The sequence below is a fragment of the Streptomyces sp. LBL genome (assembly GCF_029893585.1).
Classification (GTDB): domain Bacteria; phylum Actinomycetota; class Actinomycetes; order Streptomycetales; family Streptomycetaceae; genus Streptomyces.
On the sequence record NZ_JARXYX010000017.1, the window covers coordinates 151,564 to 165,030 of the forward strand.

The window sequence follows — 13,467 nt, forward strand, 5'->3', positions numbered from 1 at the left end:
TACGTAGGAGAGACTGGGGCCATGACTCCTACGACGGAGACCATGGTCGGAATCGGCGGCGCCGCGGAGAGCACCGACATGGTGCTCAACATCGGCCCCCAGCACCCGTCCACGCACGGGGTGCTGCGCCTCAGGCTCGTCCTGGACGGTGAGCGCATCCAGCACGCGGAGCCGGTGATCGGCTATATGCACCGCGGCGCGGAGAAGCTGTTCGAGGCGCGCGACTACCGCCAGATCATCATGCTGGCCAACCGCCACGACTGGCTGTCGGCCTTCTCCAACGAGCTGGGTGTGGTCCTCGGCGTGGAGCGCATGCTCGGCATGGAGGTCCCCCCGCGCGCGGTATGGACCCGCACGCTGCTCGCCGAGCTGAACCGGGTGCTGAACCACCTGATGTTCCTGGGCTCGTACCCGCTGGAACTCGGCGGGATCACTCCGGTCTTCTACGCGTTCCGGGAGCGCGAGGTGCTCCAGAACGTCATGGAGGAGGTCTCCGGCGGCCGTATGCACTACATGTTCAACCGCGTCGGCGGACTCAAGGAGGACCTGCCCGCGGGATGGGCCGCACGCGCGCGTGCGGCTGTCGCGGGCGTGCGCTCGCGCATGGACCGGTTCGACGACCTGGTGCTCGGCAACGAGATCTTCCGGGCGCGCACGCGAGGCGTAGGCGCCCTCGCGCCGGAGGCCGTCCACGCGTACGGCGTGAGCGGGCCGGTCGCGCGCGCCTCGGGCGTCGACTTCGACCTGCGCCGCGACGAGCCGTACCTCGCGTACGGGGAACTGCAGGACACCCTGAAGGTGGTGACCCGGGAGGAGGGCGACTGCCTCGCCCGCTTCGAGGTCCTGCTGGAGCAGACCTACAACGCCCTCGACCTGGCCGACGCCTGCCTCGACCGGCTCGCCGAACTGCCGCCCGGGCCGATCAACCAGCGGCTCCCCAAGGTCCTGAAGGCGCCCGAGGGACATACCTACGCGTGGACCGAGAACCCCCTCGGCATCAACGGCTACTACCTGGTCAGCAAGGGGGAGAAGACCCCGTACCGGCTCAAGCTGCGCTCGGCCTCGTACAACAACATCCAGGCGCTGGCGGAGTTGCTGCCGGGCACGCTGGTGGCGGACATGGTGGCGATCCTGGGGTCGCTGTTCTTCGTGGTGGGGGATATCGACAAGTAGGCGTCGAGCGGGCGTCGGGCGGCGTCGGGCGGCGACAAACAGGGGTCGGGCGGCGGCAAGCGGGCATCGAGCGGTGCTCTCCCGGTCGGGTGGCTCGGTCCGGGGCGCGTCCGGAAGTCCTCGCCCTCAGCCGGTGAGCACGTCCGCGATGCCGACCGGCTGGAGCAGCCAGCCGAAGTCGCCGAGTCCGCCCGCCGCGGTGAGCTCGGCGCCCTCGCCGGCGCTCGCGAGGGCGCGCACATAGGCCGCGGGCTCGGTGGACGCCAGCGCGAGCGGGGGGCGTGCGCCGGTGATGCCCAGGGTGTGCAAGGCGTCGCGCTGTGTCCGTACACGCCCGCCGGGGAGCGCGCATGCGTCCAGTGCGACATGCGCCGTGAGATCGCAGGACCCGTCCGGCACGGGCGCCGTCCCGCGCCCCTCCCGGAAGCCGGTGAGCGTGCCGAACGGGGGACGTGCGTCAGCCGTGTGCGCGTAGTCCACCGCCACCGCCAGCCCCCGCTCCACGGTCGCGACCGCCGCTGCCCACGCCTCGTCCCGGGGCAGCCCGATCTCCGCCCGCAGTCCTTCCTCGGCCGGCAGCGGCCACCATCGTGCGAGCCACCGCGCCTCCGCTCCGGAAAGCTGCTCGCCGAGCCGCTCCCACCCGTCCTCCCGGACGAGTACCTGCCGCGGTACGCCCACGGAGTCCACCTCGGCGACCTCCACGGGCACGTTGTCGAGCCACTCGTTGGCGAAGAGCAGCCCGGTGATCCCCTTCGGAGGTCCGGCGAGCCACTCGATCCGGTGATCGAGGCCCACGGGACGCCCGGTGATCTCGACGGCGTACCCGCGCGCGCGGGCGGCCACCTCGGCAGGCAGCGCGGCGAGCACTCCGGCGGCCAACTCGCCGCGCCCCGCGGCCATGTCCACGAAGCCGAGCTCCGCGGGCCGCCCCAGCGCCTCGTCGACCCGGCACAGCAGACGGGCCACGGCCTCGGCGAACAGCGGCGACGCGTGCACGGACGTACGGAAGTGCCCGGCCGGTCCCTCGGGTCCGCGATAGAAGCCGTCCGGGCCGTACAACGCGGCCTCGGCCGCCGCCCGCCAGCCGTGCCACTCGCCCGTCGCCTCTGCCGCCACCGGCCCAGGTTAAGGGAACGCAATCACCGAAACTCCACCTTGCGGAGTATGCGGGCGGGACAGGGATCGGCCCTCCGGTTGACCCCTGCACGCATCATGCTTCCCTACGCTGGGTTACGTGCAGCGCCTCTACGATTTCCTCCGCAGACACCCGACCTGGGTCGACAGTGTCTGGGCCGTTGTCCTGTTCGGGATCTCGGCCGCCAGCGAGGAGGCTCGACAGGGCAGCCGGGGCACCGACTCCTTGACCTTGATCGTCCCGTTCGTGCTGCTGCTGTGCCTGGTGGTCGCGCTGCGCCGGGTGATGCCGGAGAAGATGCTGGTGCTGGGCCTCGGGCTCGGTGTGGCGCAGGTCGCGCTGGACGTCGAGACGATGGCCGCCGACTTCGCCCTGCTGGCGATCGTCTACACCGTGGCCGCCACCGGCGAGCGCTGGGCCTCCCGGCTCGCGCTGACCGCGGGCCTGTGCGCGGCCCCCGTGGCACAGCTGCGCTGGCCGAACCACGACACGAGCGCCCTGGGCAACATCGCCATAGTGGTCTTCCAGGCGGTGCCGTTCGCGCTGGCCTGGGTGCTCGGCGACTCGATCCGGACCCGCCGCGCGTACTTCGCGCAGCTGGAGGAGCGGGCCGCCCGGCTTGAGAAGGAGCGCGAGGCGCAGTCCAAGGTCGCGGTCGCCGCCGAGCGCGCCCGGATCGCCCGCGAACTGCACGACGTCGTCGCGCACAACGTCTCGGTGATGGTGGTCCAGGCCGACGGCGCCGCCTACGTCCTCGACGCGGCCCCCGACCAGGCGAAGAAGGCCCTGGAGACCATCTCCTCCACCGGCCGTCAGGCCCTCGCCGAGATGCGCCGCCTGCTGGGCGTGCTGCGTACCGGAGAGCACGAGGAGGGCGGCGAGTACGTCCCGCAGCCCGACGTGGAGCAGATCGAGGACCTCGTCGAGCAGTGCCGCAGCTCCGGACTGCCCGTCGACTTCAAGATCGAAGGCACCCCGCGCCCGCTGCCCAGCGGCGTCGAGCTCACCGCGTACCGCATCGTGCAGGAGGCGCTGACCAACACCCGCAAGCACGGAGGCCCGAACGCGGGCGCGAGTGTCCGGCTGGTCTACTTCGACGACGGCCTCGGCCTGCTCGTCGAGGACGACGGCAAGGGGGCCCCGCACGAGCTGTACGAGGAGGGCGGCATCGACGGCCGGGGCCACGGCCTGATCGGTATGCGCGAGAGGATCGGCATGGTCGGCGGCACCCTGGACGCCGGGCCGCGTCCCGGCGGAGGGTTCCGCATCAGTGCGCTGCTCCCGCTGAAACCCGCCCACTGACGCCGACGCATGTCCCTTGTTGACACCTGTCACGACTCCGCTGATCCACCCTTGCCAGACCCCTTGCCAGACCCCCTGCCAGACCCACTGACAGACCCCTGCCAGACCCACTGACAGACCCCCGCCGGACCCACTGGCGGAAGCCGAAGAGACGGAAGAGGGCCCGATGACGATCCGCGTGATGCTCGTCGACGACCAGGCGCTGCTGCGCACCGGGTTCCGGATGGTGCTCGCGGCCCAGCCGGACATGGAGGTCGTCGCGGAGGCCGGCGACGGCGTCGAGGCCCTTCAGGTGCTGCGCGCGACCGCCGTGGACGTCGTGCTGATGGACGTCCGTATGCCGAAGCTGGACGGGGTGGAGACCACCCGCCGCATCTGCTCGGAGCCCGACCCGCCGAAGGTGCTGATCCTGACCACCTTCGACCTGGACGAGTACGCGTTCTCCGGGCTGAAGGCGGGCGCCTCGGGCTTCATGCTCAAGGATGTGCCGCCCGGCGAGCTGCTGGCCGCCATCCGCTCGGTGTACAGCGGCGACGCCGTGGTGGCGCCGTCGACCACGCGCCGCCTGCTCGACCGCTTCGCTCCGATGCTGCCGAGCGTCGGCAAGGAGACCCAGCACAAGGAGCTGGAGCGGCTCACCGGCCGGGAGCGTGAGGTCATGGTGCTGGTCGCCCAGGGCCTGTCCAACCGCGAGATCGCGGCGCGGCTCGTGCTGTCCGAGGCGACCGTCAAGACCCATGTGGGCCGCATCCTGACCAAGTTGGGGCTGCGGGACCGGGTGCAGGTGGTCGTCCTGGCGTACGAGACAGGGCTGGTGCGCGCGGGCGGGCACGGCTAGCTGTTCTGGTCCCGGATCCTGCGGTGGCGCTGTGCCACCGCAGGATCCGGGACCGGAAAGTCGCTGCCCAGCCGGGAGACGAAGTCCGCGACCGCCGCCGTCACGTCGTCCGGCGTCCACTCCAGGCCGGCGGCCCGTACGGAGACCTCCGTGGCGGCCAGGCCCGGGCCCTTCTGGTCCCAGGCGTCGCCGAACAGGAGGGTTTTCGTCTCCTCGGCCTGCCGGATCGCGGCCTCCGAGACGACCTCGACGTCGTACGGCAGCCAGACCTGGAATTCGTGGGTGTGCGGCACCTCGGGGTGCACGCGTGCCCACGGCACCCCGGCCGCCGCGAACCCCTCGCGCAGCGCGTCGGCCACCACGCGCGCGTGGGCCACGTACTCGGGCAGTCGGGGCAGCTCCCGCTCCAGGCCCGCAAGGGCCGACAGCGCGGTCGGGAACTGCTGGAAGACCGTGCCGCCGTACCGGTGCCGCCAGGCCTTCGCCTCGTCGACCAGTGTCTTCGGGCCGGCGAGGGCCGCGCCGCCGTAACCGTCGAGGGACTTGTAGAACGAGACGTAGACGCTGTCGGCCAGGCCCGCGATCTCCTCCAGGGGGCGGCCGAAGTGCACGGTGGACTCCCACAGGCGGGCCCCGTCGAAGTGGACCACGGCGTCGCGTTCCCGGGCGGCCTCGACGACCTCGACGAGCTCCTCCCAGGAGGGCAGCACGAAACCGGCGTCCCTGAGGGGGAGTTCGAGCATCAGCGCCCCGAAGGGCTCGTCGAAGTCACGTACCTCGTCTGCGGTCGGCAGCCGGGGCTCGCTCGTCATCCGGACCGGACGCAATCCGCTGACCTGGGTGAACGCGTTCCGCTCGTGCAGCTCGGGGTGGGCCAGTCCGTGCAGGGCGACAGTCGGGTCGCCGGTGCGGCCCGCCCAGCAGCGCAGGGCGACCTGCTGGGCCATCGTGCCCGTCGGGAAGAAGGCGGCGGCCTCCGTGCCCAGCAGTCCCGCGACCTTCTTCTCCAGGGCCTCGACGATTCCGTTGCCGTAGATGTCCGATGTCTCGTCGAGGTCGTACAGATCCGACACCGTCTCCAGCAGGGCCAGGCGCTCTCGGAGGGTGCCCAGGAAGCCGGGGCGCGCCAGGCTGCGCTCCGCGCCTCGGTAAGCGGCTATGCGCCGCTCTCTGCGCTGTATGCGCCGTTCTTCGTCGGACACCTGCTCCGGCTCCCGCCCCGCTTGCACCTGCTCCGGCTGGTGCCCCGCTTGCACCTGCTCCGGCTCCCGCCCCGCTTGCACCTGTTCCGGCTCGTGCCCGTCCTGTGCCTGTTCCGCGGTATCGCTCATGCCCGGATCATGCCCGCGGCCGCCGGCTCGGGCATCCGGATTTCCGTACGCCCGTCAGTACATGCGCGGCACACGGGAACCCACAGCCTGTGGACAACCGAACGCCCCTCGAACCGATCGCGTTAACATGACGAGAAATCGTCCGGTACCCAGAGCGGACTGGAACGGGAAGGCCGACGTCGCGTGAGTACATTCCAACAGCCAGACCCCCAGGACCGCCCCGCGCGGCTCACCGTCGGCGTCGTCGGCGCCGGCCGCGTGGGCCCCGCACTCGCCGCGTCCCTTCAGCTCGCCGGACACCGTCCGGTGGCCGTCTCCGGGGTCTCGGACGCCTCCCGGCGCCGGGCCGCGCAGCTGCTGCCCGACGTGCCGCTCGTCCCGCCCGCCGAGGTCATGGAGCGCGCCGACCTGGTGCTGCTGACGGTCCCCGACGACACCCTGCCCGGTCTCGTCGAGGGCCTCGCCGAGACGGGCGCCGTCCGGCCGGGCCAGCTGCTGGTGCACACCTCCGGGCGGTACGGCGCGAAGGTCCTGGACCCCGCTCTGCGCGCGGGCGCGCTGCCGCTGGCCCTGCACCCGGCGATGACCTTCACCGGCACCCCCGTGGACGTACAGCGCCTGGCCGGATGCTCCTTCGGCGTCACCGCGCGCGAGGAGCTGCGGCCGGCCGCGGAGGCCCTGGTCATCGAGATGGGCGGCGAACCCGAGTGGATCGCCGAGGAGATGCGGCCGCTGTACCACGCGGCTCTCGCGCTGGGCGCCAACCACCTGGTGACACTGGTCGCCCAGTCCATGGAGCTGCTGCGCGCGTCCGGGGTCGAGGCGCCCGACCGGATGCTCGGCCCGCTGCTCGGCGCCGCCCTCGACAACGCCCTGCGCTCCGGCGACGCGGCCCTCACCGGCCCCGTCGCGCGCGGGGACGCCGGCACGGTCGCCGCCCATGTCGAGGAGCTGCGCAGGCACGCCCCGCAGACCGTCGCCGGCTATCTGGCGATGGCCCGCGCGACGGCGGACCGGGCGCTCGCGCACGGCCTGCTGAAGCCGGAACTCGCGGAGGACCTTCTCGGGGTACTCGCCGACGACACCGACCGCACCCACCGGACCGACGGCACCGACGGCACCGAAGGCACCGAAGGGGACGCCCGATGAGCACCGTCCTGCTGCGTACCGCCGACGAACTGCACGGCCGCGCGAGGGCGGGCCGCCGGGCCGTCGTGATGACCATGGGCGCCCTGCACGAGGGCCACGCCACGCTGATCCGCACCGCCCGCGAGATCGCCGGCCCGGACGGCGAGGTCGTCGTCACAGTCTTCGTGAACCTGCTGCAGTTCGGCAGGGGAGAGGACCTCGACCGTTACCCGCGCACCCTGGACGTCGACGTCAAGATCGCCGAGAGGTCGGGCGCGGACGCCGTGTTCGCGCCCTCCGTGGACGAGGTCTACCCGGGTGGCGAGCCCCAGGTCCGCATCGGCGCCGGCCCCATGGGGGAGCGTCTGGAAGGCAGTTCGCGCCCCGGCCACTTCGACGGCATGCTCACCGTCGTCGCCAAGCTGCTGCACCTCACCCGCCCCGACGTGGCGCTGTACGGCCAGAAGGACGCCCAGCAGCTCGCCCTGATCCGCCGCATGGTGCGGGACCTGAACTTCGGCGTCGAGATCGTCGGCGTACCGACCGTGCGCGAGGACGACGGGCTGGCCCTGTCCAGCCGCAACCGCTACCTCTCGCCGACCGAACGCCGCACGGCGCTCGCGCTGTCCCGCGCGCTGTCCGCCGGACGCGACCGGCACGCGGCACAGGAGGCGCTGCGCGCGCGGGCCCACGAGGTGCCCGCCACGCGCGCCCGTGCCGAGGCCCTGAGCGCCATCGGTGAGTCCCGCGCCGCCGCCGACGCGCACGCCGTCGCCAAGGCACTCCCGGGCGCCCCGTCGGCGGTCCGCGCGGCCGCCCGTCTGGTCCTCGACGACGCCGCCCGCCTGGATCCGCCGCTCGCGCTGGACTACCTGGCCCTCGTCGACCCGTCCGACTTCACCGAGATCGAGGACGACTTCACCGGCGAGGCCGTTCTCGCCGTCGCCGCCCGGGTCGGGACGACCCGGCTGATCGACAACATTCCCCTCACCTTCGGAGCCGCCTCGTGACCAGCACAGGCATACGACTGCACGCGCCCGCGCCAGGGTGGAACATCGACGCGGACGTCGTGGTCGTCGGTTCCGGCGTCGCCGGCCTGACCGCCGCCCTGCGCTGCGAGGCGGCCGGTCTGAGGACGGTCGTCGTCACCAAGGCCCGCCTCGACGACGGTTCCACCCGCTGGGCACAGGGCGGCATCGCCGCGGCCCTCGGCGAGGGCGACACGCCCGAACAGCACCTGGACGACACGCTGGTCGCGGGCGTGGGCCTGTGCGACGAGGAGGCGGTACGGATTCTCGTCACCGAGGGCCCCGACGCCGTACGCCGCCTGATCGCGACCGGCGCGCACTTCGACGAGTCCGAGGCGGGCGACCTGGAGCTCACCCGCGAGGGCGGTCACCACCGCCGCCGTATCGCCCACGCGGGCGGTGACGCGACCGGCGCGGAGATCTCCCGCGCGCTGGTGGAGGCCGTACACGCGGTCCGCAGGGGCGAACGCGACGCGCTCTCGGGCAAGGGTGATGGTGGGCGACGGGCGGGACTGCGCACGATCGAGAACGCGCTCGTCCTGGACCTCCTCACGGACGAGGACGGCCGTACGGCGGGCGTGACCCTGCACGTCATGGGTGAGGGCCAGCACGACGGTGTGGGCGCCGTGCACGCGCCCGCGGTCCTCCTCGCGACCGGCGGGATGGGCCAGGTCTTCTCGGCGACGACCAACCCGTCCGTGTCGACCGGCGACGGTGTGGCGCTCGCCCTGCGTGCGGGCGCGGAGGTCTCCGACCTCGAATTCGTCCAGTTCCACCCCACCGTGCTGTTTCTCGGGCCGGACGCCGAGGGCCAGCAGCCGCTCGTCTCCGAAGCGGTGCGCGGTGAGGGCGCCCACCTCGTGGACGCCGACGGTGTGCGCTTCATGGTGGGCCAGCACGAACTGGCCGAGCTGGCGCCCCGGGACATCGTCGCCAAGGGCATCGTGCGCCGCATGACGGAGCGGGACGCCGAGCACATGTTCCTCGACGCCCGGCACTTCGGCGCCGACATGTGGGAGCACCGCTTCCCGACGATCCTGGCCGCCTGCCGGGCCCACGGTATCGACCCGGTCCACGAGCCCATCCCGGTCGCCCCGGCCGCCCACCACGCCTCCGGCGGCGTCCGCACCGACGATCACGGCCGCACCACCGTTCCCGGCCTGTACGCGTGCGGCGAGGTCGCCTGCACCGGCGTGCACGGCGCGAACCGACTCGCGTCGAACTCCCTCCTGGAGGGCCTGGTCTACGCCGAGCGCATCGCCGTCGACATCGTGGCGAGCCGGGCGGAGAACGGCCTCCACGCGCGCGTGCCCGCCCCGGTCGAGCACCCCGCGAAGCCCGCCCACCCGCTGCTCGCTCCCGAGGCCCGCTTCGCGATCCAGCGGGCCATGACGCAGGGCGCGGGCGTCCTGCGCTCCGCCGAGTCCCTGGCCACGGCCGCGGGCGCCCTTGAGCGGCTGCACAGCGACGCCCGGGAGGTACTCGCCGAGAACGGCAAGACCGCCGAGCCCGGCGTCGACACCTGGGAGGCCACCAACCTCCTGTGCGTGGCCCGCGTCCTGGTCGCCGCCGCGCGCCGGCGCGAGGAGACCCGGGGCTGCCACTGGCGTGAGGACCACGCCGAACGCGACGACACGGCATGGCGCCGCCACATCGTCGTACGGCTGAATCCGGACCGCACGCTCGCCGTACACACCACCGATACCGCAGACTTCCCCCCGACCCGGCAGCACCGGCAGCGCCTTCAGGAGCAGTGACAGAAGTGAGCACCCCCGACCTTCCCCTCGCGTCGACCGGCGGTTGCGGCGACGGCTGCGCCTGTGGCGCCGACGGCTGCGCCTGTGGCGCCGACGGCGACGAGCAATATCTGGAGTGCGGGCTCGACCCCGCGCTCGCACAGCTTCTGGCCGACGCCGGACTCGACCCCGTGGAGGTCGAGGACATCGCCAACGTCGCCATCCAGGAGGACCTCGACCACGGCGTGGACGTGACGACCGTCGCGACCATCCCCGAGGAGGCCGTCGCCACCGCCGACTTCACCGCGCGCGAGGCGGGCGTGGTGGCGGGCCTCAGGGTCGCCGAGGCGGTCGTCTCGGTGGTCTGCACGGACGAGTTCGAGGTCGAGCGGCACGTGGAGGACGGCGACCGCGTGGAGGCCGGGCAGAAGCTCCTGTCGGTCACCACCCGCACCCGTGACCTGCTGACCGCCGAACGCAGCGCGCTCAACCTCCTGTGCCGTCTGTCGGGCATCGCGACGGCCACGCGCGCGTGGACGGACGTTCTGGAGGGCACCAAGGCGCGCGTGCGGGACACCCGCAAGACCACGCCCGGGCTGCGCGCCCTGGAGAAGTACGCGGTGCGCTGCGGCGGCGGCGTCAACCACCGCATGTCGCTGTCCGACGCCGCGCTCGTCAAGGACAACCACGTGGTCGCCGCGGGCGGCGTCGCGCAGGCCTTCAAGGCCGTACGGGAGGCCTTCCCGGACGTACCGATCGAGGTCGAGGTCGACACCCTGCACCAGCTGCGCGAGGTCGTCGACGCGGGCGCCGACCTGATCCTGCTGGACAACTTCACGCCGGGGGAGTGCGAGGAGGCGGTGGCGATCGTCCACGGCCGCGCGGCCCTGGAGGCGTCGGGCCGGCTGACGCTGGACAGCGCGCGCGCGTACGCCGACACCGGCGTCGACTACCTCGCCGTAGGGGCCCTCACCCACTCCTCGCCGATCCTGGACGTCGGCCTGGACCTGCGCGAGGCGGAGTAGTCGCGATGCTCCTCACGATCGACGTGGGCAACACGCACACGGTCCTGGGCCTGTTCGACGGCGAGGACATCGTCGAGCACTGGCGCATCTCCACGGACGCGCGCCGCACGGCCGACGAGCTGGCGGTCCTCCTGCAGGGCCTGATGGGTATGCACCCGCTCCTCGGAGACGAGCTGGGCGACGGCATCGACGGCATCGCGATCTGCGCGACCGTTCCGTCCGTGCTGCACGAACTGCGCGAGGTGACCAGGCGGTACTACGGCGACGTGCCGGCGGTGCTCGTGGAGCCGGGCGTCAAGACGGGCGTGCCGATCCTTACCGACAACCCCAAGGAGGTCGGCGCGGACCGGATCATCAACGCGGTGGCCGCGGTCGAGCTGTACGGCGGGCCGGCGATCGTCGTGGACTTCGGTACGGCGACGACGTTCGACGCGGTGTCCGCGCGCGGGGAGTACGTCGGCGGTGTCATCGCGCCCGGTATCGAGATCTCCGTCGAGGCGCTCGGTGTCAAGGGGGCGCAGCTGCGGAAGATCGAGGTGGCGCGGCCGCGGAGTGTGATCGGCAAGAACACGGTCGAGGCCATGCAGGCCGGGATCATCTACGGGTTCGCGGGCCAGGTGGACGGGGTCGTCAACCGGATGACACGGGAGTTGGCGGACGATGCTGAGGACGTGACCGTCATCGCGACGGGGGGACTGGCGCCGATGGTGCTGAAGGAGTCGTCGGTCATCGACGAGCATGAGCCGTGGCTGACGTTGATCGGGTTGCGGCTGGTGTACGAGCGGAACGTGTCGCGGATGTGAGTGATGCGGGCGGACGGGGGTGGGCGCCGGGTTCTACCCGCCCTCGCCGCTCTCTACCGTCCGATCCCCAGGGGCTCTCCGCCCCTTCGGACCCGTTCCTCCGCCCCTTCGCCCCCGTTCGGCTCTGCCCCTTCGGACCCGCCCGGCTCCGCCCCGGGGCCCCGCTGTGGGTTCCGCCTCCAAGACCCCCTCGTCCTGGTGCGCGTCCTCGTGCGCGTCCGCCCGGGTGGCTTTGAGCGCCACACGCGGGTGGCTTATGTCGAGTTTGTCTGATTAGCGCGTATCGTCGCCGCATGCCCACGCCCTATGGATCCCGCGGCGGCATGGCGTTCGGTGTGGAGGAGCTGCGTGTGCTCCGCCGCGCTCTCGCCCTCGCCCTGAAGCCCACGCCCGCCTCGGCGGAGGACGTCCAGGACTGCCTCCGCCTCGCCGAGTCCCTCGACGAGGCGATGTGCGAGGGGGCCCGGCTGCGCGCCTTCCTGGTGGCCGACCTCGCCCGGTACCGCGCCGCACTCCCCGGCACCGCCGCCGGCTACCTCGCACTCCTGGAGGAGGCGCTGAGCGCCGGGCACCGCCCGGGCCCCGACGACCTGGCCGGCCTCAGGGCCCTGCGCGGCAACCCCGTCGCAGCCGCCCTCCTCGACCACTGCCAGGCCCTCGCGGAACAGGACGTACGCGCCCGCCAGTCCCGCACCGCGCCCCGCCGGGCCTCCTCCTCGACCCCCACCCTCCCCGTCTCCCGGACCCGCCTCCTGGCCCTCCCTGGGGGCCGTTCAGCGGCGACGGGCGACCGTCCGGCCGGGCGGCGCGCCGAGGAGCGGGACGCCACCACGAACGTCCCCGATCCGTACGCCCCCCGGCAGGGCCATACGGGCCCCGCCGACACCCCCACCTTGCGCCCCGCCGCGAGCCCCGCCATGCGCCCCGCCCTGGACTCCGCCAAGGATCCGGCGAAGGAACCCGCACGGAAGCCCCCGCAGAAACCTGCCGAGCGGCCCGGGCGGCCTGGTGCGCCAGAGCCGTCCAGCCCGGCCGGGCCCAAGCCGGCGCGTCCCATCCCCACACCGGGCGAGGTCTTCCCGCGGCGCAAACCGGCCGGCCCGCCGTCCGGGAGTCCTCCGCGGCAGCTGGCCGCGGGATGACGCGCCCCACTTCGCCCCACCCCGTCCCGAGGGTCCCCCGGCCCGTGGCTACCCTGGACGCATGGACTACGTCTCCGCGCTCGTGCCCCCCGTCGTCATGGCCGTGTTCTTCATCGGTTTGATCAGGGTGATCGTGAAGACCCAGGGCGGGGCCAACAAGGCCAAGGAGGACGCGGCCGTCGACGCGGCCCTCGCGCGCGCGCAGGGGGCCCGTCAGAGTTCCGCGCACACCGACGCCTGAGCGGACGAACCGCGCACCTCATCGGCGTGCGACTCCACACTTTGTCGAGTCGTACGCCCTTTTTGTGCCTGTTTGTCGTTGAAAGTGGCCGTCCGTCACGCCAATGACGGTATCCCCCACTATTGTGTCGAGTTGTGCCTCGCCCATTGGGAGAACTCGAAGACGCGGTCATGACGCGGGTGTGGAAGTGGAACCGCCCGGTGACCGTTCGGGAAGTCCTGGAAGATCTTCAGCAGGAACGGTCCATCGCCTACACCACGGTGATGACCGTTCTGGACAATCTCCATCAGAAGGGCTGGGTGCGCCGTGAGGCGGAAGGCCGGGCCTATCGATATGAGGCGGTGTCCACGCGCGCCGCGTACGCCGCTGCCCTGATGAACGAGGCCTGGTCGCAGAGCGACAACCCGGCCGCCGCTCTCGTCGCGTTCTTCGGCATGATGAGCGAGGAACAGCGGCATGCCCTGAGGGACGCTGTCCGCATCGCCCAGGGCCCGGAATCCCCCGGACCCGCCCCGCCTCCCGCCTCCGATACCGCGAGGACGAACCCCGGCTCGGCGCCGGAGGGCGACGGGCGATAGCGTC

Annotated in this window: 13 protein-coding genes; 11 read left to right on the top strand and 2 right to left on the bottom strand. The window is 72.5% G+C overall.

What is annotated here, in order from left to right:
• Positions 1 to 21 precede the first annotated feature (21 nt).
• The gene (locus M2271_RS21570; RefSeq protein ID WP_280888924.1) at positions 22 to 1,173 is read left to right on the top strand and encodes an NADH-quinone oxidoreductase subunit D; all 1,152 of its coding nucleotides are present in this window, start codon (positions 22 to 24) and stop codon (positions 1,171 to 1,173) included.
• Positions 1,174 to 1,299: 126 nt separating this feature from the next.
• On the opposite strand, the gene M2271_RS21575 is transcribed toward M2271_RS21570, so the two are convergent.
• Positions 1,300 to 2,292, bottom strand: coding sequence for an SAM-dependent methyltransferase (locus M2271_RS21575; protein ID WP_280888925.1), 993 nt, complete (start codon positions 2,290 to 2,292; stop codon positions 1,300 to 1,302).
• A gap of 118 nt (positions 2,293 to 2,410) precedes the next feature.
• Here M2271_RS21575 and M2271_RS21580 point away from each other — a divergent pair, with 118 nt between their 5' ends.
• The gene (locus tag M2271_RS21580) at positions 2,411 to 3,613 is read left to right on the top strand and encodes a sensor histidine kinase (RefSeq protein WP_280888926.1); all 1,203 of its coding nucleotides are present in this window, start codon (positions 2,411 to 2,413) and stop codon (positions 3,611 to 3,613) included.
• A gap of 166 nt (positions 3,614 to 3,779) precedes the next feature.
• The gene (locus M2271_RS21585) at positions 3,780 to 4,451 is read left to right on the top strand and encodes a response regulator transcription factor (protein WP_280888927.1); all 672 of its coding nucleotides are present in this window, start codon (positions 3,780 to 3,782) and stop codon (positions 4,449 to 4,451) included.
• On the opposite strand, the gene M2271_RS21590 is transcribed toward M2271_RS21585, so the two are convergent.
• Positions 4,448 to 5,782 (bottom strand): beta-eliminating lyase-related protein, encoded by a 1,335-nt coding sequence (locus M2271_RS21590; RefSeq protein ID WP_280888928.1) that lies wholly within the window; start codon positions 5,780 to 5,782, stop codon positions 4,448 to 4,450. The genes M2271_RS21585 and M2271_RS21590 overlap by 4 nt on opposite strands.
• A 183-nt stretch (positions 5,783 to 5,965) precedes the next feature.
• Between M2271_RS21590 and M2271_RS21595 the strand changes: the two genes are divergently transcribed.
• From M2271_RS21595 to M2271_RS21630, 8 genes are all read left to right on the top strand, one after another.
• On the top strand, positions 5,966 to 6,931 hold the full coding sequence (locus tag M2271_RS21595) for a DUF2520 domain-containing protein (RefSeq protein ID WP_280888929.1): 966 nt from the start codon (positions 5,966 to 5,968) through the stop codon (positions 6,929 to 6,931).
• Positions 6,928 to 7,920, top strand: a complete 993-nt coding sequence (panC, locus tag M2271_RS21600) for a pantoate--beta-alanine ligase (protein ID WP_280888930.1) — start codon at positions 6,928 to 6,930, stop codon at positions 7,918 to 7,920. The genes M2271_RS21595 and panC overlap by 4 nt, the downstream gene beginning before the upstream one ends.
• Complete coding sequence (locus M2271_RS21605) at positions 7,917 to 9,695, top strand: L-aspartate oxidase (protein ID WP_280888931.1); 1,779 nt, start codon at positions 7,917 to 7,919, stop codon at positions 9,693 to 9,695. Before panC ends, M2271_RS21605 begins: the two co-directional genes overlap by 4 nt.
• Before the next feature lie 5 nt (positions 9,696 to 9,700).
• Positions 9,701 to 10,699 (top strand): carboxylating nicotinate-nucleotide diphosphorylase, encoded by a 999-nt coding sequence (gene nadC, locus M2271_RS21610; protein WP_280888932.1) that lies wholly within the window; start codon positions 9,701 to 9,703, stop codon positions 10,697 to 10,699.
• A gap of 5 nt (positions 10,700 to 10,704) precedes the next feature.
• Positions 10,705 to 11,502, top strand: a complete 798-nt coding sequence (locus M2271_RS21615) for a type III pantothenate kinase (RefSeq protein WP_280888933.1) — start codon at positions 10,705 to 10,707, stop codon at positions 11,500 to 11,502.
• 323 nt (positions 11,503 to 11,825) lie between these two features.
• Entirely contained in the window at positions 11,826 to 12,644 is an 819-nt protein-coding gene (locus tag M2271_RS21620) for a hypothetical protein (protein WP_280888962.1), read from the top strand.
• 61 nt (positions 12,645 to 12,705) lie between these two features.
• Positions 12,706 to 12,885 (top strand): hypothetical protein, encoded by a 180-nt coding sequence (locus M2271_RS21625; RefSeq protein ID WP_280888934.1) that lies wholly within the window; start codon positions 12,706 to 12,708, stop codon positions 12,883 to 12,885.
• Between the two features lie 134 nt (positions 12,886 to 13,019).
• Positions 13,020 to 13,463 (top strand): BlaI/MecI/CopY family transcriptional regulator, encoded by a 444-nt coding sequence (locus M2271_RS21630; RefSeq protein ID WP_280888935.1) that lies wholly within the window; start codon positions 13,020 to 13,022, stop codon positions 13,461 to 13,463.
• The last annotated feature ends 4 nt before the right edge of the window (positions 13,464 to 13,467 follow it).